The sequence below is a fragment of the Bradyrhizobium sp. sGM-13 genome, assembly GCF_018398875.1.
Classification (GTDB): Bacteria; Pseudomonadota; Alphaproteobacteria; order Rhizobiales; family Xanthobacteraceae; genus Bradyrhizobium.
The window spans coordinates 44,450-64,231 of record NZ_JAGWDK010000007.1; the positions used below are offsets into that span (position 1 = coordinate 44,450).

At 60.9% G+C, this 19,782-nt stretch carries 18 protein-coding genes and 1 pseudogene; 4 read left to right on the forward strand and 15 right to left on the reverse strand.

The features are described from left to right. Positions 1 to 165: 165 nt before the first annotated feature. Together KJQ96_RS12445 and KJQ96_RS41360 are read right to left on the reverse strand one after the other, a co-directional pair. Entirely contained in the window at positions 166 to 411 is a 246-nt protein-coding gene (locus KJQ96_RS12445) for a DUF2934 domain-containing protein (RefSeq protein ID WP_213286897.1), read from the reverse strand. Between the two features lie 404 nt (positions 412 to 815). After that, positions 816 to 947: a hypothetical protein gene (locus KJQ96_RS41360; RefSeq protein ID WP_256441612.1), complete on the reverse strand. Its 132-nt coding sequence runs from the start codon at positions 945 to 947 to the stop codon at positions 816 to 818. 127 nt (positions 948 to 1,074) lie between these two features. Between KJQ96_RS41360 and KJQ96_RS12450 the strand changes: the two genes are divergently transcribed. Next, positions 1,075 to 1,584 carry a PadR family transcriptional regulator gene (locus tag KJQ96_RS12450; protein WP_249734006.1) on the forward strand — a complete coding sequence of 170 codons (510 nt, stop codon included), beginning with the start codon at positions 1,075 to 1,077 and terminating at the stop codon, positions 1,582 to 1,584. A gap of 83 nt (positions 1,585 to 1,667) precedes the next feature. Here the strand turns inward: KJQ96_RS12450 and KJQ96_RS12455 are convergent, their stop codons facing one another. The 5 genes from KJQ96_RS12455 to KJQ96_RS12475 all read right to left on the reverse strand — a co-directional run bounded on the left by KJQ96_RS12455 (position 1,668) and on the right by KJQ96_RS12475 (position 6,247). Continuing rightward, positions 1,668 to 2,387 (reverse strand): NAD(P)H-dependent oxidoreductase, encoded by a 720-nt coding sequence (locus KJQ96_RS12455; protein ID WP_213286899.1) that lies wholly within the window; start codon positions 2,385 to 2,387, stop codon positions 1,668 to 1,670. Positions 2,388 to 2,398: 11 nt separating this feature from the next. Continuing rightward, positions 2,399 to 2,827 (reverse strand): nuclear transport factor 2 family protein, encoded by a 429-nt coding sequence (locus tag KJQ96_RS12460; RefSeq protein ID WP_213286900.1) that lies wholly within the window; start codon positions 2,825 to 2,827, stop codon positions 2,399 to 2,401. A 99-nt stretch (positions 2,828 to 2,926) separates the two neighbouring features. Beyond that, the gene (locus KJQ96_RS12465; protein ID WP_213287125.1) at positions 2,927 to 3,799 is read right to left on the reverse strand and encodes an SDR family oxidoreductase; all 873 of its coding nucleotides are present in this window, start codon (positions 3,797 to 3,799) and stop codon (positions 2,927 to 2,929) included. A 517-nt stretch (positions 3,800 to 4,316) separates the two neighbouring features. Next, the gene (locus KJQ96_RS12470; protein ID WP_249734026.1) at positions 4,317 to 4,814 is read right to left on the reverse strand and encodes a GFA family protein; all 498 of its coding nucleotides are present in this window, start codon (positions 4,812 to 4,814) and stop codon (positions 4,317 to 4,319) included. Between the two features lie 5 nt (positions 4,815 to 4,819). Next, the gene (locus KJQ96_RS12475) at positions 4,820 to 6,247 is read right to left on the reverse strand and encodes a coniferyl aldehyde dehydrogenase (protein WP_213286901.1); all 1,428 of its coding nucleotides are present in this window, start codon (positions 6,245 to 6,247) and stop codon (positions 4,820 to 4,822) included. 97 nt (positions 6,248 to 6,344) lie between these two features. On the opposite strand from KJQ96_RS12475, the gene KJQ96_RS12480 reads away from it, so the two are divergent. After that, the gene (locus KJQ96_RS12480) at positions 6,345 to 6,956 is read left to right on the forward strand and encodes a TetR/AcrR family transcriptional regulator (protein ID WP_213286902.1); all 612 of its coding nucleotides are present in this window, start codon (positions 6,345 to 6,347) and stop codon (positions 6,954 to 6,956) included. Between the two features lie 289 nt (positions 6,957 to 7,245). Here KJQ96_RS12480 and ribA read toward each other — a convergent pair whose 3' ends face one another. Then, positions 7,246 to 8,241, reverse strand: coding sequence for a GTP cyclohydrolase II RibA (ribA, locus tag KJQ96_RS12485; RefSeq protein ID WP_213286903.1), 996 nt, complete (start codon positions 8,239 to 8,241; stop codon positions 7,246 to 7,248). 106 nt (positions 8,242 to 8,347) lie between these two features. On the opposite strand from ribA, the gene KJQ96_RS12490 reads away from it, so the two are divergent. Next, a complete protein-coding gene (locus tag KJQ96_RS12490; RefSeq protein ID WP_249734008.1) occupies positions 8,348 to 9,193 on the forward strand; it encodes a RibD family protein in 846 nt (281 codons plus the stop codon). Positions 9,194 to 9,320: 127 nt separating this feature from the next. On the opposite strand, the gene KJQ96_RS12495 is transcribed toward KJQ96_RS12490, so the two are convergent. From KJQ96_RS12495 to KJQ96_RS12510, 4 genes are all read right to left on the reverse strand, one after another. Continuing rightward, positions 9,321 to 9,722, reverse strand: a complete 402-nt coding sequence (locus tag KJQ96_RS12495; protein WP_213286904.1) for a 6-carboxytetrahydropterin synthase — start codon at positions 9,720 to 9,722, stop codon at positions 9,321 to 9,323. Between the two features lie 9 nt (positions 9,723 to 9,731). Further along, positions 9,732 to 10,766 carry a zinc-binding alcohol dehydrogenase gene (locus KJQ96_RS12500; RefSeq protein ID WP_249734010.1) on the reverse strand — a complete coding sequence of 345 codons (1,035 nt, stop codon included), beginning with the start codon at positions 10,764 to 10,766 and terminating at the stop codon, positions 9,732 to 9,734. 48 nt (positions 10,767 to 10,814) lie between these two features. Beyond that, positions 10,815 to 11,885 (reverse strand): glycosyltransferase family 4 protein, encoded by a 1,071-nt coding sequence (locus KJQ96_RS12505; protein ID WP_213286905.1) that lies wholly within the window; start codon positions 11,883 to 11,885, stop codon positions 10,815 to 10,817. Positions 11,886 to 11,985: 100 nt separating this feature from the next. Beyond that, entirely contained in the window at positions 11,986 to 12,936 is a 951-nt protein-coding gene (locus tag KJQ96_RS12510) for a methyltransferase domain-containing protein (protein WP_309142405.1), read from the reverse strand. Between the two features lie 272 nt (positions 12,937 to 13,208). Between KJQ96_RS12510 and KJQ96_RS12515 the strand changes: the two genes are divergently transcribed. Further along, positions 13,209 to 14,120, forward strand: coding sequence for an EamA family transporter (locus KJQ96_RS12515; RefSeq protein ID WP_213286906.1), 912 nt, complete (start codon positions 13,209 to 13,211; stop codon positions 14,118 to 14,120). A gap of 340 nt (positions 14,121 to 14,460) precedes the next feature. Here the strand turns inward: KJQ96_RS12515 and KJQ96_RS12520 are convergent, their stop codons facing one another. The 3 genes and pseudogenes from KJQ96_RS12520 to KJQ96_RS12530 all read right to left on the reverse strand — a co-directional run. Beyond that, the gene (locus KJQ96_RS12520) at positions 14,461 to 17,628 is read right to left on the reverse strand and encodes a multidrug efflux RND transporter permease subunit (protein WP_213286907.1); all 3,168 of its coding nucleotides are present in this window, start codon (positions 17,626 to 17,628) and stop codon (positions 14,461 to 14,463) included. Positions 17,629 to 17,637: 9 nt separating this feature from the next. Continuing rightward, a complete protein-coding gene (locus tag KJQ96_RS12525) occupies positions 17,638 to 18,843 on the reverse strand; it encodes an efflux RND transporter periplasmic adaptor subunit (RefSeq protein ID WP_213286908.1) in 1,206 nt (401 codons plus the stop codon). Positions 18,844 to 19,178: 335 nt separating this feature from the next. Beyond that, a pseudogene (locus KJQ96_RS12530) lies at positions 19,179 to 19,334 on the reverse strand (class I SAM-dependent methyltransferase); the annotation flags it as partial. Positions 19,335 to 19,782: the final 448 nt, after the last annotated feature.

The following is a 19,782-nucleotide window of genomic DNA, read 5'->3' on the forward strand; positions in this document are numbered from 1 at the left end:
GTCGAGATCGAAGCCGATTGCATCGTCGAATAGGCGAAGCCGTACTCCTCGCCATTCCTGAAAATCGGCCTCGATACGTTTTGACGAACAACGGGGGAGCGGGGCTGCCCCCTCCGCTGATGACGGAGTCGTCGTTGCGGTCCGCGTGACGATGCTCGCATGCAACTATGCGGCGCGGGTTTCGCCTTTTCTCGATCGGGCGACCTTTGCCTTTTTAGCGGATTTCGTCGCAACCAATCTCGTGTCGGTGGGCGCTGCAGCGGCAGCGTTGCTGCCTGAGCCTTCAACTGATGTCGTGAGAATTTCGCGTTGAGCATTGAGCCAATACATGTCCGCCTGGCCCTCGGGTTGGCCATCGGCGATCCAGAGGTGGTAGGCACGTTCGCGAATGGCCTCTTCCAGATTTTGCATGGGATTCTCCTCTCATGATGCGCCCAGCCCCGGCGGGAAAAGTTTTGCTCCCGTAAGGTTAACGAATTCTTAATCGCTGGCGTCGGTTGGATTGCCTGGTCGGATTGCGATCAGCAGGTATCCTTTGAAGGCGCGTCAAGATCGGCGCGCCGGGTGAGGGACGAGCTTGCCGACGCTTCGGCAGCGGTTTAGTCCTATGGCACATAGCGTCGTTTCGCTGCTATGCAGCCGCACGTCGGCTATCGGGGCATAGCGGACTCTGGCGCGGCGTCAGCCCGGCAAATTTATGGGGTCATGGACTGGATGCATCGGCCGCCGCCTGCGCCAAGGCTTCTCGACGGCCCGAGACCGCAAGTCCCGGCGAAGCCCTGGCGTCGCGAGGTCACGGAGCATGACAACGTCTGTCACTTCACTGGCGCCGGCGGGCCGACCACCTCGGCTCCCGCCACCTCCTCCACTTTCTCACGGTCCCCCGCCAGCACGCGCTGCACTGAGACGAAGAACACCGGCACCATCAACAGCGCCAGAATCACCACCGCGATTTCGAAGCCAATCTAGGCCGAGAAGTTCGACCACTTCGCCATTGAGTTCGTCCATAGCTGATGCGACAAGCTCTACCGCCATGTTGAGACTCTATCGTCGATGTCCTTGCCCCACGCGCTGTTGACCGCATTGATCGAACGACCCTGTTCCGGCTCCGAACTGGCCGAGCGCTTCGACCGTTCCATCGGCTATTTTTGGCAGGCAACTCATCAGCAGATCTACCGGGAGCTTGCCCGTCTCGAAGATGCCGGCTTCGTTCAAGGCTCTCTCGTCGACGGCGCGCGAGGCGGCAAGAAGACTTATCTTGTGCTGCCCGCCGGACTCAAGGAACTGCGACGTTGGCTTACGGAGACGCAGGCCCCGTCTCCGATTCGCGATGAGCTGATGGTTCGGCTTCGGGCGGAAGCCGTCATCGGTCCTACACGCCTCATCGAAAAGCTGGAGAGACTTGCCGGGCAACACCGGGAAAAGCTCAAGGTCTACCGGGAAATCGAGGCCAGGGATTTCTCGCAAAAGAGAATGACGCGGGATGAAAAGCTTCGTTGGCTCGTGCTCAAGGCCGGAATCGACTTCGAGACCCAGCGTATCGCCTTTTGCAAGGAGGCAATTTCGATCCTGAAAGCATCCTGAGCTGATGATCCAGCCCCTTACTACCCTGCACGACAATGACGTCAGCGCCCACGGTCAGCAGCCTCAATTGGCCGGACTATCCGCTAACGAGCACGGTCGCGCATTGGCCTAAGCACATCGTCGAAATCTCTAAGCTCGGGAAACTTAAGGGTGGGTTGGCGGTCGAGTTCACGCAGATAGACCCGCAGGTCCTGCAGCAGTGTCTGCCTCTCGTGGTCCGTAACATATGGAACATGATAGGCGACAAATGGCTTGTGTACGGTTAGTCCGACATAGCCCAACGTCCCCTGAAAGAAGTGGCGCATCATCCCAGTCTCGAGCTCTCCGTGGAGGGCGTCTGGTCCGAACATATTTCGGCGCCCGCCGAGAGCCATTGCAGTAAATGTTCTCTTACCCCTGAGACCACCCAGATCGTAGAACCCCCGGTTGCCGCTATGCATCGGGCCGCACAGCAAGACACGGTCGATCCAGCCTTTGAGAATTGCCGGAACGCTGAACCAGAATATTGGGAAAGTGAAGACGATGAGGTCCGCCGTCAGTACATTCTCTACCTCGCGGGCAACATCGGAAGCCAGCGTCGAAGTAGTGTAGCCGTGCCGTTGTTCGAGCGTGTATACCAAGTAATCGGGTCGGCTTCTTGAAGTGAAATCGTTCCCGGAGAGAACAGGGTTGAAACCGTTGTGATAGAGATCACAAATGGTGACAATCGCACCCGCGGCCTTCAGTTCGTCGATGACGACATCGCGCATCGCGCTCACAAAGGAGTTCGGCTCTGGGTGCGCATGGACCAAATGAACACGCATCTCATTTCACCTCACTTGAACGAAGGGAGCGCGCCGGAAACGCGTTTCGCCATTTCCGCGGCAAGCGCCTGCGCGGCATTGAGCGGCCGCATCATCACGTCGAACTCGACGATCTTGCCGTCGTCGTCAAAGCGAATGAAATCGATTCCCTTGGCCATCTTGCCGCCAACCTTGGCGCTGAATTCGAGAACGACATTCCGGCCGTCGGCAGTCGCGGCCTGACGATGGTAGTTGAAGTCCTCAAAAATCTGAACCGCGTTGCTCATGATGAGAACCAACGCTTCGACGCTGTGGTAGGGATTGAATGCGATCGGGAAGCGGAGGACCACTTCCGGATGAGTGATCGAGGGAAGATCGACAAGATCTTTCCTTGCGATCATAGCGTGCCACTTCTCCAGAGATGCTGCGGCGGCCGGATGAAGATCGGGCAGTCCAGTCATTGTGACTTCCTCGCCTTTGGAATTCCGGATTGCGTACTCAGAGGGACGCGACAAGCCGTGCTCCCTGATTCATGGCGCGCTTAGCGTCCAGTTCGACTGCTAACCACGCTTCGCCTTGTCCTTTTCGTTTTGAGCCATGATGGCGTCGCGCACTGCGGCCCAATCTGAATCCTTCCAGTCGCGCACTTCGTAGAAGTTGCCGCCCATCGCCAGCGCCTGGGCGCCATCCATCACGATGGTCTCGCCGTTGATCCAGTCGCAGCCGCCGGAGATCAGAAACGTCGCGAGATTTTGCAACTCGCTCATTTCTCCAAGGCGGCCCATCGGATTCGCAGCGATGGTCCTCGCACCGGCCTCGTCGCCGGGCTTGATACGCTTGCTCATGCCTTCGGTCGGAATTTCTCCCGGCGCGATGGTGTTGAGGCGGATGCCGTAGCGACCCCATTCCGTGGCCAGCGACATGGTCATGGCGTGAATCGCGGATTTGCTCATGGTGGACGGCACCACGTACGGGCTGCCATTACGTACCCATGTCACGGTAATGGAGACAACGTTGCCGCGATGTCCGCTGGCGATCCAGCGTTTGCCGACAGCGTGGGTCACGTAGAACGTGCCGTGCATCACGATATTGGCGATGGCGTCGAACCCGCGCGGCGTGAGATCCTGCGTGCGGGAAATGAAATTGCCCGCGGCGTTGTTGATGAGATCGGTGAGGGGACTGTCCTTGAAGGCGGACTCGACCATGGCGTCGACCGCCGCAGCGTCGCGGATGTCCACGCCGTGGGCGGTGACCTTGCCGCCATGAAGTCTCATCAACTCGGCGGCGGTCTCCTCGCACACGCCTTTGCGGCGTCCGCAAATGTGAATCTCTGCGCCGAGGCTGAGAAACTTCGCTGCCATGGCCTTGCCGAGCCCGGTGCCACCGCCAGTCACCAGGATATTGCGGCCTGTGAGAAGCCCCTCGTTGAACATGATGCAATCCTCCGTCGCGCCAATTTCGTTGCTTAGTTGGTTGATAGTCCGACGTGCATGGAGCCCATCAGAAGTCGGTTGCGGAGCGTGGTGAAGTCGAGCTCGAGCGGCCGCAACAATTCGGGAGAGCTCACCATTTATGCAATTAGTTGCAAAACAGCATAGCTCGGAATTTCGCCTTTTGCAACCGGTTGCATAAAAGGGATTGAAGACCCCAACCATGCTCAGTGCGTCTGGTGCGACGGCGGTAGGTCCCTCTGGGCAGAAGTTGGTGGGCGATGCTGGCCGCAAGCCCGGAGTGATTCTTGAATACAAGCGGCGGTATCAATTGGCCGGCCGTGCGATCGTGCGTCCTGCAAATCTAGTGTTCTTTGGAACCCGCCTCTACGGCGAGCGTCCAAACCAATACGACCGTACATCGTATCTCTGCGAAGTCGTCGGGGGCCGCCCGAAAGACGAGTCTGTTCGCTATCGATATCTTCGGTTTACGCTTCGCCAAATAGATCGACTCGCCATTTCACAAGCCGCTCATGATCATTTTCCCGACCGCCCACTCGATCGCGAAGTAGCCGCTGTATTTGGGCAAGCTATCGGGCATGTCCCGCACACGGCGGTGATAGAATGCATCCATCCGAACCGGCGGCAGCCGGGTCTCGGGCTCGAAATTGCTGGCCGGGATGAACATCACCTTGAACGGCCCGACGCCCGCAACCTCCACAACAGGCTTGCCGCAAGTCAGGCAAACCCCGCGATTGAAGTTCGGCGGCGGACGGTATTTCCTGAATGAGATATTGCCGGCGTTTTTTAGCACGACATCCTTGGCGCGAACGGCGACCACATCCGCGAACGGTTTGTCGTTGAACGCCTGGCAGATCAGACAGTGGCACCGGAACCTGGCTTTCGGCGACGTATGTACCTCGAAGGAGCAAGCGCCGCATTCGCAGGAGCCGCGGAGCGGCAACGATGTGTCGGTGGTCATGTGCTGATGTTCCTGAGCTTGATTTGATGACGGCATGCTGGTCACCGGAGCATCATGTTGAGGATGGTATCAATCGGCTGTCTGAAGGGCGCGCGCAGAAGATTGGAGAGGTTCCAGCGCCCCTGCTCATAGATCCCCTTGGCATGGCTGAGGGTACGGAAGCCCTCGACGCCATGGTAAGCGCCCATGCCGCTGGCCCCGACGCCGCCGAAGGGCAAGTCATCCTGGGCGATGTGCATGATCGTCCCGTTGATAGTGACGTTGCCTGAGGTTGTTCGGCTCAGCACCCTGCGTCGGTCTTCATCATCGGCACCGAAATAGTAGAGCGCGAGCGGCCGAGGCCGGGCGTTCACGTAGGCAATCGCATCGCCGATGTCGCGGTAGGGAAAGATCGGCAGGATCGGGCCGAAGATCTCCTCATGAGCGATGCGCATCTCGTCTGTGACGCCGAGGACGACAGTCGGCGCCAGCGTGTTGGGGCGCAGAGACGCCTCACCGGGCCGGTTGCCGACCTCGATGATCCGCGCTCCTTTGGAGCGGGCATCGTCGATCAGGCTCTGAAGCCGGGCATGGTGCCGCTCGTTTATGATTGAGGTGTAGTGTTCACTCGTCGGACCGTCCGCATAGAAGGACGCCACCTTCCGGTCATACGCCCCGATGAACGAGTCAATTTCGCTTTCGTGGACGAGTGCGTAGTCCGGGGCGATGCAGGTCTGGCCGGCGCTGAGCAGCTTTCCGTAGGCAATTGACGCCGCCGCTTGGTCGAGGGCGTGGTCCTTGGCAACGATGCTCGGTGACTTGCCCCCGAGTTCGAGGGTAACCGGAACGAGACTGTCGCTGGCGGCCTTCATCACCGACCGCCCTACTGCAGTGCTCCCGGTGAAGACCAGGTGGTCGAACGGCAAGGCCGAGAAAGCCGCCCCCACGGCCGCATCGCCGGTCACGATCGCGAACTGGTCCTCGGGGAAGATCTCGCCCAGCATCTTCGCGAGTAGCGCATTGGTGACGGGCGTGAATTCCGAGGGCTTCAGCATAACTCGGTTTCCGGCGGCGATGGCCGTGGCAACCGGCATCAGCGCGAGGTTCACCGGATAGTTCCAAGGCGACATGACGCCGACGACACCAAGCGGCTGATATTCGATGCGGGCCTTGCCAGCCTGCATGTGTAGCGCAACGTGTCGGCGGGTTGGCGCCATGAATTTGCGAAGGTTGCGGATCAGATACTTTGTGCCCTCGGCGACCCCTCCAACCTCCATGATCGCCGTCTCATACTTCGAGCGATGCCCGAAATCGGCATTGATGGCATCTTCGATCGCTTGGCGGTGCCCGATTATCGTGGCCCTGAACTTGGTCAGATCAGCGCGTCGCTGCGCCAGCGAAGGCGCTCCCTCACGCAGGAAGGCAGCACGCTGGCTGGCGAGGAGGCCGGCTAGCCGATCTGCGTCGGTAATTTTTGCGATGGCGCTCATGTTCCACTCCGATGTAGACAGAAGAAACTTACGCCCTTGACATAGGCGCTGAAGTAGCCACTGTCAACAATGTATCCAGAAGAAACTTTGAGGTACCATGCCGGACGCACCCAACCGCCCCTATCACCACGGTGATCTCCGTCGCGCGGTTATCGAGACGGCGTTGGATATGCTTCGGGAGGAGAAGGGCTGGCAGTTCACGCTGCGGGAGGTCGCCCGCCGGGCTGGCGTGAGCCACGCGGCCCCCTACAAGCACTTTCCGGACAAAGCCGCGCTGCTTGCAGAACTCGCCATGATTGGGTTCGACCGGCTGCGCGAGTCCCTCTCGGCCGCGAAGCCCAAAGCGCCCAAATCTCTGCGCGACGAAATTACTACGATAGCCCGCGCCTACGTCGCGTTTGGAATGGACAACCCGGCTCTCTACCGCCTGATGTATAGCGCGGAGGACGGGAAAGCGGTGGGAATACATCTCAACGAGCGGGCGCTGGCGGTATTCGATGTTCTCCTCGAAGTCCTCCGGCGCGGCCAGGCCGCGGGGAGCATTCGCAAGCGGCCGATAGAAGGTCAGGCGGCAGCCGGCTGGGGGCTGGTCCACGGCATGACTATGCTTGCGATCGATGGGCTCTTGGTGTCCGAGAAGGTGGGATCGGCCCCCTTGGATGCGGCCTTGAGCACGCTGGTGGAAGGGCTGGGGAGCCCAGCAACATGACACTAAATTGATGCTCTGAATTTACTTCCGCTTACGGAGGCCTAGCCGACATGGCCGGACTTGCCGCTGGGTCGCCCGCGTAGCGATTGGACCCATACGCGACATGCAGACAGCCGCTCTCTCGATTACCTCGTCGGCCGGTCAATCCCCGCGCTCAATCCGGCAGTCCGGCTGGAGATCGCCCCTGAGATGGTGACCGGAGCGTACCGCCTTCGTCGTTAGGTACCGCTTGTTGTGGGGGGTGACCGGCACTTCAAGCGCGACGCGGGCAGCGATCTCGATTCCGGCTTCAGTGAGCCCGTCGAGCTTGGCGGGTGGTGAGCAGGACGATCCGCGTGCAGTTCAGGGTTCGCAGCATCAGCGCAGCAACCCCGTAGTCGCGCTCATCGTCTTCGAAGCCGAGCGTCGTGTTGGCATCACGCGTATCGAGCCCGCCGTCCTGCCGTCGATAGGCTCTCATCTTGTTCGCAAGGCCGATACCGCGGCCTTCTTGCGCCATATATAGAATGACGCCGCCGCCGAGGCTTTCCAGGTGAGCGAGGGCCAGCCGAAGCTGGTCACCACAGTCGCATCGCCGTGAGCCGAACACGTCTCCGGTCAGGCATGCCGAATGAAGTCGAACCGGCACCGGTTGGGTAAAATCTGGCTTGCCGACTATGATGGCGACTTGATCCACGCCGAGAGCATCCCGAAACACGACAAAGCGCGCCGCTCTGCCCGACGCCAATGGAATCGTTGCTTCGCTCGCGAGCGCAAGTGTATTGGTCGCGTCCGCGGCAAACCGATTGACCGCGTCCGCTTCGACCGCAACGATCAAGTCCATCAAATCGTCGTCGCCGTTCGGCAGCACGTCCGCCGCGAGAACCGCCGGCAGGCTGCGGCTCAATTTAGCGAGCCGGATTGCCGCCGTGGCAGCACGACTTGCAGCTTCCGCCTCTCCTGCAAAAGGCTCCTCGTTTTCAGCGTTGGCAGCGAGGTCGAAGATAGTACTCACGCCGACTACTCGGGAAAGCGATAACGCCATTGCTGTCGATGCCCTGATGCCGATCGAGCGCGCTCGCTGTTCCGTGACGACGAGTTTCGGCGCGTTCGGACTGCATAGGACCGCAAAATCACCCAGGCGTTGTTGGTCAAGCCCGTCGACTGGCAAAACGAGCAAGGATTCGCCAGATGCGCGAATACGAATCGGTCTTCGCGCCTGCAGCTCGCTTAACGCGCGGCTGACATTGAGGCATTCCTTGTTGCCAAGCAGGGCTGAATTTGCAGACGAATGCGCGGCGCTCATTCGCAGGTGACTTTCGTTACCGGGCGCGTTCGTAGAACACCGAAAGTCCTGAATCATTCCGCTAGGAATCAGATGGATTTTTGCGGCCGAGAGGTCGATAGTAGCATTGATCGTTCACAGGTTCCGAATTTTGATCTCTGCCGTGCAGTTTGGCAAATTACGCACCCGTGAATTCGCGTCTCCTGATGCATGGGAGAGCTTTGTCCAGCGTTTTCGTAGAGGGCAACAGCCCCTTCCTCGAGCGTGGGCGGATCTGTTTGGTCCGTTGCGAAACGGGGAAGTGGACGATCTCGTGATCGTAGGGCAGGTCGGCCAATCGCTCGATGGACGCATCGCGACGGCTACTGGCCATTCAAAGTATATCAATTGTCCGGCTGGCATTGAGCACCTTCACCGGCTGCGTGCGCTCGTCGACATTGTCGTCGTTGGCGTTCGCACTGCCGTCGCTGACGACCCGCAATTGACGGTCAGACAAGTAGCTGGCCCTCAGCCGGCGCGTGCCGTGATTGATCCAAGAGGCCGCCTCGGGGCCAATGCGAGATTGTTCGCCGATGATGGTGTTCGCCGACTGCTAATCACGGCAGAGGGCACACGTTGTACGCCGCCTCCCGGGGTTGAAGTTGTGACCTTGCCGGCCGAACATGGAAATATAGCTCCGTCCACCATCGTAGCCTCGCTGACGCGGGCAGGGATGCGCCGCATGCTGATCGAGGGCGGCGCTGACACTGTTTCGCGCTTTATCGCGGCCCGATGTCTCGATCGCCTGCACATAACCGTCTCGCCTATCATGTTGGGCGCCGGAGGTCCTGGCATCCAGTTGCCGCCGCTCGAGCGGGCCGATCAGGCCCACCGTATGCCCGTGCGCGTGCACATGATCGAGGATGATGTTCTGTTTGATTGCGACCTCTCGGCTCAACGCGTGGCACTCGGTGTGCCAAAGAAGTCGACGTGAACTACGCGCACCGCTGAAACGGTTTTGCTGATTGCGGCATTTCCTGACCAGCCAGCGGTCGATTTCGGGCGTGATAGCGGTTCGATTTCGCACACGGAGCGGTCGGGGCACGGCGAAGACGACGTAATCACCACAAGTGCGCCTCGTACTGCGCGCGGGCGACGTGTGACTCCGAGAGCGTGATGCGCAGCGCCTTGAGCTCCCGGCCGGGACGGCCGAGTTCGCCAGCTCGGGCCGGCTTCGCCAGCCCGTCGAAAATATACTTGGACAGAAATTCCGTAGTGGTGTTGCTGCCCTTGAACTCGGGTATGTCGTCGAGATTGCGGTAGTTAAGTGGCGCCAGCACCGCCTTAAGCGCATGGTGTGCGCGGCCGATGTCGATGACAATTCCATTGTTATCGAGGGTGTCCGCGATGAAGGCTGCATCGACCACGAACGTCGCCCCGTGCAACGTCTGCGCAGGCCCGAAAACCGCGCCCCGAAACGAATGAGCGATCATGATGTGATCGCGAACTTCGACGGTGAACAAGGCAACTCCTTACGAATAAACGACGGGTTGGCAGAGTATCCCCGTCTTGGCGTCGAGAATTCCCGGAAGTTGATGCGGCAAATCGCCAAACGCAACCGCCGGTGCAAGCAATGCGTCGAGCCGTTGGTCGTTGAGCAGTGCGACGGCCGACGCAAGACGGCGGACGCACGTCCAGCGTGGACGGTGCGATGGGGCAACGCGCCCGACCTGGCTCGATATCAGCCGAAGCCGGCGGCTATGGAAGGAGCCGCCAAGCATCGCGGTCACTGCCGCATCACCATACCAACTCATCTCGAGCACAGTAGCCTCGTCTCCGCCCAGTTCGAGCGCCGTCCGTAGTCCATCAGGCGAACCGCTGGCGTGAACGATGAGGTCGCAGTCACCCCTTGCTTTCCCGGGTTCAGCGAAACTAACCCCGAGTGTTCCTGCTAATTTCGCCCGACCTGGATTGATATCGACAAGCGTGACGTCCGTACCAGGAATCCGCCCGCACAGATACGCGACGAGAGAACCGACTACGCCGGCCCCTATGACAGCGATGCGGTCGGCTGGTGCCGGTGCAGCGTCCCACACGCCGTTGAGCGCGGTTTCCATGTTGGCCGCCAGCACCGCACGGTATGGTGGCACGTCCTGCGGAAGCGCGACCGCCGCGCTCGCAGGGATGTTGAAAGCGGTCTGGTGCGGGAAGAGCGCGAAGACGTTCTTGCCCTGCAAAGCGCCTTCGCCGCTCTCGACCCGTCCGACGGCGGCGTAGCCGTACTTGACGGGAAAGGGAAAATCACCCGCCATGAACGGCGCGCGCATCCTTTCGAATTCGCTGACGGGTACGCGCCCGCCAAACACGAGTGATTCAGTACCCCGACTGATTGCGCTATAGATGGTTTTCACGCGTACTTCGCCCGCGCCAGGCGGAGCCATCTCTTCCCGGCGAATCTCGACCTGCCCGGGTCCGCGATACCATAGGGCCGAAGCAATATCGGCATTCGCACTGACAGCCATTTTCTTAAATCTCGAACTGGAATTCCCGGCGGCCTGACGTGTCATACGCGATAGTCTGCACCGCCCACCGGCGAATGAGAAGCCAGCCTCCACTCATGAACCGATCGTCTCGATTGCGCTGGCAAACAGTCGGGCGGAATCTTGCCAAGTGGGGAGTTGAGCCGCTGCCGCGCGAGCATTCGCGGCAAGTCGCCGCCGTTCAGGCGGATCGTCGATCAGACGGCGCAGCGCCTGCGCCAATGCGATCGTATCCTCCGGAGGCACCAGCAGACCTGCCTCCGCCGGCACTGTATCGGGGATTGCGCCCGCTCTGGTAGATACGACCGGAAGGCCGTGCCCGATCGCTTCGGCGAGTGCCATCCCATACCCTTCGAAACGCGACGCGAGAACAAATATGTCGGATGCCAAATAGAGTTCGATGATGCGCTCAGGCGGCACGGCGCCCAGCACCGCGACCCTGTCGCCGAGGCCGTAGGCTTCGATGTCGGCGTCAAGCTGCGCGGCGGCGGTCGGGTTGCGGGTCCGGTCACCCGCGATCGTCAGCCGCCAGGGCTTGTCGGCAAGCGCGACCAGAGCAGCGATCAGCAGATCGTATCCTTTGTCCGGCACCACCGAGCCAATCGAGAGAAGCCGAACGACCCCATCCTTGCTGCCGGGCGCTGACGGAACTGGATCATTACCCGGTCGGACCACGCTGACGCGCCGGGCCGGGACGTCGTAATCAGCGATTACAATCCGGGCGGTTGCCTCACTCGTGACCACGACCTGCGCGGCAGCGGCGAGCGCAGCGCGCTCGCTCTCGCGGAACACGTCTGCCTGCTTTCTGTCTAGACCGGCGTGCAGAGCAAGCGGTTGGTGCACCAGCGCGACGAGTGGTGTGCGGGATCGGAGCGCGCCGGCTTCTGGCAGGACCCCGAACGCAAGCCCGTCGAGGATTATCGGACAGCCGGCCGGCACCGCGCGCAGTGTGGCGAGCGCGGTCGCGCGCTGCGCGATGCTCGGGAATGGAAAGCTGTCGCCGATGTTGGCAACATCGACGCGCCAACCGAGTCGCCGAAGCTCCTGGATGATGCGTCGATCATAGCGATAACCTCCGGTCGGTGTAGCGAGATCACCCGGCACGGCGAACGCAACGTGCAGTTCATTGCATGGAAACGTGCGCACGGTGCGGATCCAGCGATGGTTGCGTAAAGTTAGCCGGATTTGCGCGAGCCGCAAGCCGAACAATATGCCTCTTCATGGCGCCATTCCTTTCGCCGCGCCGCTAGGTAGGTTTCGCCTCCTTCCAGGCGCATAGTGCGAGGCCGCCGCGAAAAGAAGCCAATCGCGCGTGTCTCCCGATGACATCAAGCATGGTGAGCAGCAGCGCAACGAGGGCGGGCACGTCTCCTTTGGGAATGAACGTCCAGGGAACAGAGCGACGGCGGCGAAACCCAGCTTGATCCAGCAGCACGGAAAATTCTTCGCGAGTCAGTATTCTGTCACTGGAAAGATGTTTGGTGTCAAACCCCAACACAGGCGCTATCGCCCGATACCAAACGTAATCGGCATTCGGTGTCAGGCAGAAAAAACGGCCACCAAACTTCAGCACTCTATAGATGCTGGCCAACACTGCTCGCTTGTCTAGCATATGCTCGAAGGCACCGATACAAATCGCCAAGTCGATCGACTGGTCTGAGATTCCGTTCAGCTCCTCTGCGTTGCCCACGTCAAACGTAAGGTTGGCTTTCCAAGCTGAGTTCCGAAGACGAGCGCGCGCCAATGCGATCATGCCCGACGAGACATCAATCCCGATGCCACGAGCTATTTCAGGGGCAAGGGCGAACAGGTGATGGCCGTTGCCGCAACCGAGGTCCAGCACCACATCAGAGGGCCGGATTCGAGCCAGGCTTCGCACAAGCGCGAGTCGGTATTCGAGCAGTCGTTGCGGATCACCGTGCTGCTCGGGAGATCCTGTTGATGCACATCGATCAAAGAAGGACCTGATATCGGTGGTGTTGCATGAGGGCGTGGTCCTGACACCGCGAAACCTTAACCAAGGCGCTCGTCGTTCAGCGTCGGGTGTCTGTCCCCGCAGGGGGCGGCCTGCGAGATCGACAGGACTAATCGAATTCCGCTTCTGTATCATCGGCATGGCAGGTACCGACTCTAGACGACAAAACAATTTAATTGCTTCGCTTAGGTTCCCCGGATGGAGGTGGGACGCGCGCCGCATTTGCCTCTCGTTCGGAACCTGGCGCGTCAATGCGATCGGTTTGCAGAGTCGCTACCCAGCCCGAGTTTTCGCAGACGCTGAATGCCACGCCGCATCGCCCAGCAGGGCGGCAAATGCTAGGCTTGAGGCTCCGGAGAAGAATAGGATCAACGTCGCAGAACTCTTGGGGTTCGGTTCTGACGCAGTAGAACGCACGAGCAGGCCGTCAATCGGGATCAGCCACAGTCTCCGCCACGGCAGAACTGAAGGCAATTTCTGGCGGAGTGTCGATTATGAGCTGGTTTTTCATCGCCCTGTGTGCGCCATTCCTACTTGCTTGCGCCAATCACAACGACAAGTTTTTGCTGTCGAGATACCTTGAGCAGAAGAGTATCGGATCGATTGTCATACTCTCTTCGCTGTTCAGCGGCGTGGTGATCCCGATCTTGTTGTTCATGCAGCCGGACGTGTACGACGTCAGCTTTGTTCAACGAACTGCGCTTATCGCGACCGGAGTGTCGAGCGTCTTCGCTGGTGTTTGCTATCTCTACGCACTCGATATCGATGAGGCATCTTTCGTCACACCTTTTTATCAGACGGTGCCCATCTTTGCTTACTTCCTCGGCTACTTCATCCTCGGTGAAACGATCACGCTTGCTCAAGGATTGGGTTCGTTCGTTATTATTGTTGGTGCACTTGCATTGTCGTTTGAGTCTGGTCGGCGGGGAATGCGGTTCAGGCGAAACGTTGTGGCACTGATGCTCGGGGCTTCCTTCTTGAGTGCGGTCAATGGCGTCATTTTCAAGCTGATCGCCGTGGACAAGGGTTTTTGGGTCTCGCTTTCCTGGGGATTCGTCGGCCAAACGATGACCGGCTTGGCTTTCCTGGTCATCGTTCCAAGTTACCGCAGAGATTTTCTCGACCTATTCCAGCAATCGAAAGTCGCCGCTGTTGGCCTCATCGCACTGAGCAAAACATTGTTCAGTGTCAGCGAAGCCGTCACGCTTTACGCGACCCTCCTGGCGCCCGTCGCATTGGTTCTTCTCGTGAATTCGTTCCAGCCACTTTTCGTCTTTGCATTCGGCATCGTGTTGACCCTGTTTTTCCCTCGCGTGGCCAAGGAATCGCTAGATCGCACGAAGATGCTACAAAAGGGCTTGGGAATTTGCCTCATGCTCGTCGGTGGTTACTTGATCAGCAGATAACATCTGACCGAGCTAACGAAGCCACTTTTGGCGGCGCAAGAATCCGGTATCGACTCCATCGTGACGGGCGCGCTGCTCGCGTCCGGACCTGGCCCATAGCGTCGTTTCGCTGCTATGCAGCAGCACGCCGGCTATCGGGGCATAGCGGACTCTGGCGCGGCGTCAGCCCGGCAAATTTATGGGTTCACGGACTGGATGCATCGGCCGCCGCCTGCGCCAAGACTTCTCGACGGCTACTGGGCAATGCGGACGACCCACGCGAGCGTCATACCCCGCGCATGCGGGGTATCCAGTACGCCGCGGCCTCTCGATTCAGTACCAGCGTCTCTGGAATACTGGTTCACCCGCCTTCGCGGGTGACGACGGCTGGAGTGTGCGGCTCCGCCACCGCCGCCTCGTCCTCTACCTTCGGCTCCCGGTCCCCCGCCAGCACGCGCTGCACTGAGACGAAGAACACGGGCACCATCAACAGCGCCAGAATCACCACCGCGATCATGCCGCCCATCACGCTGGTGCCGAGCGCCTGCTGGCTGGCGCCGCCAGCTCCCGTCGCTATCGCCATCGGCAGCACGCCGCAGACGAAGGCTAAGCCGGTCATCAAAATCGGGCGGAAGCGCAGCGAGCAGGCTTCGACCGTCGCTTCAATCAGCGGCTTGCCCTGCGCACGCAGATCCTTGGCGAATTCGATGATGAGGATGGCGTCTTTCGCCGCCAGGCCAATGATGGTGATCAGGCCGACGGTGAAGTAGACGTCGTTCGGTAGCCCCCGCATGGTCGCAGCAATCACCGCGCCGCAGATGCCGAGCGGCACCGTCAGCAAGACCGCAAGCGGAATGGTCCAGCTCTCATAGAGCGCAGCAAGCAGCAGGAACACCACCAGCACCGAGAGGCCGAGCAGGAACGGCGCCTGCGATCCCGACAGCTTTTCCTGCAGCGACTGGCCGGTCCATTCGAAACCGAAGCCGCGCGGCAGCTTGTTGGCCAGCCGCTCCATCTCGGCGATGGCATCGCCGGAGGTGAAGCCGGGCTTGGCTTCGCCTGAGATGCGCACGGCGGGATAGTAGTTGAAGCCTGCGATCTGGGTCGGCCCCTTCGACCACTGGACCGTGGCGAAGGCGGAGAACGGCACCAACTGACCGCGGCTGTTTTTGACGTTGTAATTGAGGATGTCGTCGGCGTTCATTCGGCTGGCGCGGTCGGCCTGCACGATCACGCGCTGCATCCTGCCGCGGTTCGGAAAGTCGTTGATATAGTTCGAGCCGAGATTGGTCGAGATCGTCTGGTTGATGTCCTCGAAGGTGACGCCGAACGCGCCGGCTTTTTCGCGGTCGATCATCAGATTGACCTGCGGCGCCGGCGGCAGGCCCTCGACATAGACCTTCTGCAGGATGGGGCTGGCGTTGGCTTCTGCGATCAGCCGGTCGGATGCGGCAACCAGCGCCGGATAGCCCTTCTGGCCGCGGTCCTGCAGGCGGAACGAGAAGCCGGAGGAATTGCCGAGATTGTCGATCGGCGGCGGCTGCAGCGCCGAGATCCTGGCGTCGCGGATCGACGAGAGCTCGCGGTTGATGTCGGCCACGATCGCCGCGGCGGAATCCTTTTTGCCCCGTTCCGACCAGTCCTTCAACGTGATGAAGGCCTGCGCGGTGTTCATGCCCTGGCCGAGGAAGCTGAAGCCAGTGAGGAACGTGACGTCCTCGACGCCGGCGCGATTGAGCAGATACTTCTCCACGGCCTCGACCGCCGCTTCGGTGCGGGCATAGGAGGAGTCGGACGGCGTCTGCACGTCTGTCGTGATGAAGCCCTGGTCGTCGACCGGCAGGAAGCCGCCGGGCAGCCGGACGAAGGCCCAGCCGAGGCCGATGAGCAGCGCGGCGTAGATCAGCATCAAACGCCCGGTGCGCTTCAGCGAGCCCTGCACGGTGCGCGAATAGCCGCCACGGCTCGTCTCAAGCACGCGGTTGAACCAGCCGAACACGCCCTTGCGCGCATGGCCGTGGCCGGCCTCGACCGGCTTCAACAGCGTCGCGCACAGCGCCGGCGTCAGCGAAAGCGCCAGCAGCGCGGAGAAGGCGATGGCCGAGATCATCGTGACCGAGAACTGGCGATAGATGATGCCGACCGATCCCGGAAAGAACGCCATCGGCACGAACACGGCCATCAGCACCAGCGTGATGCCGATGATGGCGCTGGTGATCTGCGACATCGCCTTGCGGGTCGCCTCCTTCGGCGGCAGGCCCTCTTCCGCCATGATCCGCTCGACATTCTCGACCACGACGATGGCGTCGTCGACGAGGATACCGACCGCCAGCACCATGCCGAACATGGTCAGCATGTTGATGGAATAGCCGGCCGCCATCAGCATCGCACAGGTGCCGAGCAGCGCCACCGGCACCACGATGGTCGGAATGATGGTGTAGCGGATGTTCTGCAGGAACAGGAACATCACGATGAAGACCAGCACCACCGCTTCCACCAGCGTCATCAACACCTTGTTGATCGAGGCCTTGACGACGGGCGTGATGTTGTAGGGGATTTCGTAGCCGATATTGGCCGGAAAGAACTTTGATAGTTCCTTCATCTTGGCTTCAACGGCGCTGGCGGTGGCAAGCGCGTTGCCGGTCGGCGACAGCAGCACCGAAAGGCCCGCCGTCGGCTTGCCGTTGAGCCGCGTGTTGAACTGGTAGCTCAAGCCGCCAATCTCGATACGGGCGACGTCGCGCAGCCGCACCGTCGATCCATCCGGATTGGCGCGCAGCGTGATGGCGCCGAATTCATCCGGCGATGAGAGCTGACCCTTGACCAGAACCAGCGCGGAAATCCTCTGCTCCGGCGTGCTCGGCTCGGCGCCGACGCTGCCCGAGGCGACCTGGGCGTTCTGTGCCGAGATCGCCTTGTTGACGTCGTCGGCGGTGAGGCCGTAGCCGACCAGCTTGGCCGGATCGACCCAGATCCGCAGCGAACGTTCGGTGGAATAGAGCGTGGCGCGGCCAACGCCGGGAATGCGCCTGATCTCGCCGAGCACGTTGCGGATCATGAAATCGCCGAGGCCGATTTCGTCGAGCGAGCCGTCGGCCGAATTCAGCGTAATGATCTGCAGCACGGCAGAGGAGGCCTCCTCGACCAGGATGCCCTGCTGGATCACCGCGCGCGGAAGCCGCGCCTCGACGCGCTTGAGTCGGTTCTGCACTTCGACCGACGCCGCACCCGTCTCCGTGCCGGGCACGAAGTTGGCGATGATTTCGACCTGTCCCAGCGAGTCAGAGGTAGATTCGAAATTGAGGATGCCGGAGGCGCCGTTGAGTTCCTCCTCGATCAGCCGCGTGACGCTGTTGTAGAGGTTCTCCGGCGACGCGCCGGGATAGCTGGTCGAGATCGAGATCGAGGGCGGTGCGATGATCGGATATTGCGCGACCGCCAGCAACGGGATCGAGATCGCGCCGATTAGGCAGATGAAAAGCGCGACCACCCAGGCGAAGATCGGCCGGTCAATGAAGAAGCTGGGCATCTCCCGGTCTCAGCGGGACGCTTGCGCTGCCGGTGCTGGCGATATCGAACCAACCGAGGCATCCGCATCGATCCACGCCTTCGCCTTGACCTTGTCGCCGGCAACAAACTTCTGGAACCCGTCGACGATGACGCGGTCGCCCTCCTTGAGGCCATCGCTGATCAGCCACAGGCCGTCCTGCATCGGGCCGGTGCGGACCGGCTGCGTCGCGACGCGGCCGTCGTCCTTGACCACGAAGACCTCGCTGGCGCCGCCGGCATCGCGCTGGATCGCCTGCTGCGGCACGGCCATGGCATCGGAATCGATGCCCTGTTCGATCAGGACGCGGACATACATGCCGGGCAGTAGTTCGCGATTCGGATTCGGAAACTGTCCGCGCAGCGTGACCTGCCCGGTATAGGCGTCGACCTTGGCATCAGAGAACAGAAGCTTGCCGGGAATCGAATAGGCCGGACCATCGTCGAGCACGAGGCGGACCTTGGCCACGTCGGGCGCGATCCGGTCGAGGTCGCCGCTTTCGAGCGCACGGCGCAGCTTGTTCATCTCCGCGATCGATTGGGTGAAGTCGGCGTAGATTGGATCAAGTTGCTGGATCGTGGCGAGGCTGGTGGCATCGTTCTGCACCACCAGCGCGCCTTCGCTCACCAGCGCCGCGCCGACGACGCCGCTGATCGGTGCACGGATTGTCGCGTAGTCGAGATTGAGTTTCGCGCGGGCGACATCGGCCTTGCGGCTGTCAACTTCAGCCTCAGCCTGGCGTTGGGCCGCGATGGCCTTTTCGTTCTCGGCCTCGGGCGCCGCGCGCTGGCTGGTCAGCGTCGCAATGCGCCGGGCGTGCTGGGTGGCGAGATCGAGCGCAGCCTCCGCCTTGTCCAGCGCGGCTTCACTCGCCTGCAGTTCCACCTCGAACGGTTTGGGGTCGATCCGGTAGAGCGGATCGCCGGCCTTCACCTCGGTGCCCTGCTGGAACAGGCGCTCGATGACGATGCCCGAAACCCGCGCCCGGACTTCCGAGACCCGGGTGGGTGCGATTCGGCCGGGCAATTCACGAACGATGGCGCGGGGCTGAGATCTGACGGTGAAAGTGCCTACTTCAGGCTCGGGCGGCTTTGCCGCTGCGGTCGCTGCGATCGGTTCATTGCAGCCAGCCAAAAGCGGCGCCATCGCAGTCAACATCACAATGATGCATGCCGATTGCGTTCGTAGTCCGGACATTGAAAGCATTGCCCCAGTTCAGGTTGGAAGGCGCGAGTTGATCATTCGCGACGTTGCCGTAAGCGTCGTTGTCGTAAGCAGTCTTGGGAACTCACGGTTGATGGAAGATAGGATAGGGACAGGCTGCTGCGATGCAATACGATTTCGCGGCGGCCCAATGTCACACAACGCTATCACACTGAATTACCGCCGATTTTTCCGGACTCACTTGATTGTGAGTCGGTTCCATTGCGGCTGGGTCGGAAACCGAGCGCCCGGAACCTGCCGTTTCGCTGCATATGATTGCAGCAGATGACCGCGCGGGAGGCATCCGGCACGAATCGGTTAATTTCGGGCTAAGGCGCCTTGAGCCGGTAATGGCTGGTGCCCCACTCGCTGCCACCGGCGTAAGCGAACAGGCCCTGCGGTGGGAGCAGGAACCAGCGCCAGCGCCGCATCCACAGCGCGGTCTCGCCGCCATGGACCTTGCGAAGCACGCGCTCGATTTCGTCGGCGAGCCTGGCATCGCTTTCTGCATTTCCGGTGGCGAGCTTCGTGGCGGTGCGTGAGCGGAGCTGGTGGATTGCGGCCCGGATAATGACGTCGGGCAGCGGCACCCGCTCGGCGGTGCCCATGATCGCGGAGACGAAGCTCGTGACCACTCCCTCCCTTTTTTGGCACGATCCTCTTCAAAAGACCGGTGCCCGCTATGGGCTAACGCGATCCTCCGGGTCGGATGATGCCGGCGACGGCCGCGGGAAGAAATGGGGTGGTGCGCAACCGGCAGTCGCGATAGCGCCACTGCCGAGCGTTGGGCGGGGCTCCTGAAAAATCCCGGTTGGACAGCGAACCGTTCCAAAATACGCTGATGTCAAAGCCGGGTTTCGGGAAGATGTTCCACCACCGTCGGCCCGAAATCGCGGCTTGCCAGCTTTTTTCTCCAGCCCGCTGTGCCATATT

Bases quoted from the DNA above. Each gene is read 5' to 3' on its own strand.
- KJQ96_RS12445 (WP_213286897.1), bottom strand. From the start codon at position 411: ATGCAAAATCTGGAAGAGGCCATTCGCGAACGTGCCTACCACCTCTGG.
- KJQ96_RS12465 (WP_213287125.1), bottom strand. From the start codon at position 3,799: ATGTTCAACGAGGGGCTTCTCACAGGCCGCAATATCCTGGTGACTGGC.
- KJQ96_RS12460 (WP_213286900.1), bottom strand. From the start codon at position 2,827: ATGACTGGACTGCCCGATCTTCATCCGGCCGCCGCAGCATCTCTGGAG.
- KJQ96_RS12525 (WP_213286908.1), bottom strand. From the start codon at position 18,843: ATGTCCGGACTACGAACGCAATCGGCATGCATCATTGTGATGTTGACT.
- KJQ96_RS12515 (WP_213286906.1), top strand. From the start codon at position 13,209: ATGAGCTGGTTTTTCATCGCCCTGTGTGCGCCATTCCTACTTGCTTGC.
- KJQ96_RS12500 (WP_249734010.1), bottom strand. From the start codon at position 10,766: ATGACACGTCAGGCCGCCGGGAATTCCAGTTCGAGATTTAAGAAAATG.
- KJQ96_RS12520 (WP_213286907.1), bottom strand. From the start codon at position 17,628: ATGCCCAGCTTCTTCATTGACCGGCCGATCTTCGCCTGGGTGGTCGCG.
- KJQ96_RS12470 (WP_249734026.1), bottom strand. From the start codon at position 4,814: ATGCCGTCATCAAATCAAGCTCAGGAACATCAGCACATGACCACCGAC.
- ribA (WP_213286903.1), bottom strand. From the start codon at position 8,241: ATGAGCGCCGCGCATTCGTCTGCAAATTCAGCCCTGCTTGGCAACAAG.
- KJQ96_RS12510 (WP_309142405.1), bottom strand. From the start codon at position 12,936: ATGCGGCGCGCGTCCCACCTCCATCCGGGGAACCTAAGCGAAGCAATT.
- KJQ96_RS12475 (WP_213286901.1), bottom strand. From the start codon at position 6,247: ATGAGCGCCATCGCAAAAATTACCGACGCAGATCGGCTAGCCGGCCTC.
- KJQ96_RS12480 (WP_213286902.1), top strand. From the start codon at position 6,345: ATGCCGGACGCACCCAACCGCCCCTATCACCACGGTGATCTCCGTCGC.
- KJQ96_RS12455 (WP_213286899.1), bottom strand. From the start codon at position 2,387: ATGCGTGTTCATTTGGTCCATGCGCACCCAGAGCCGAACTCCTTTGTG.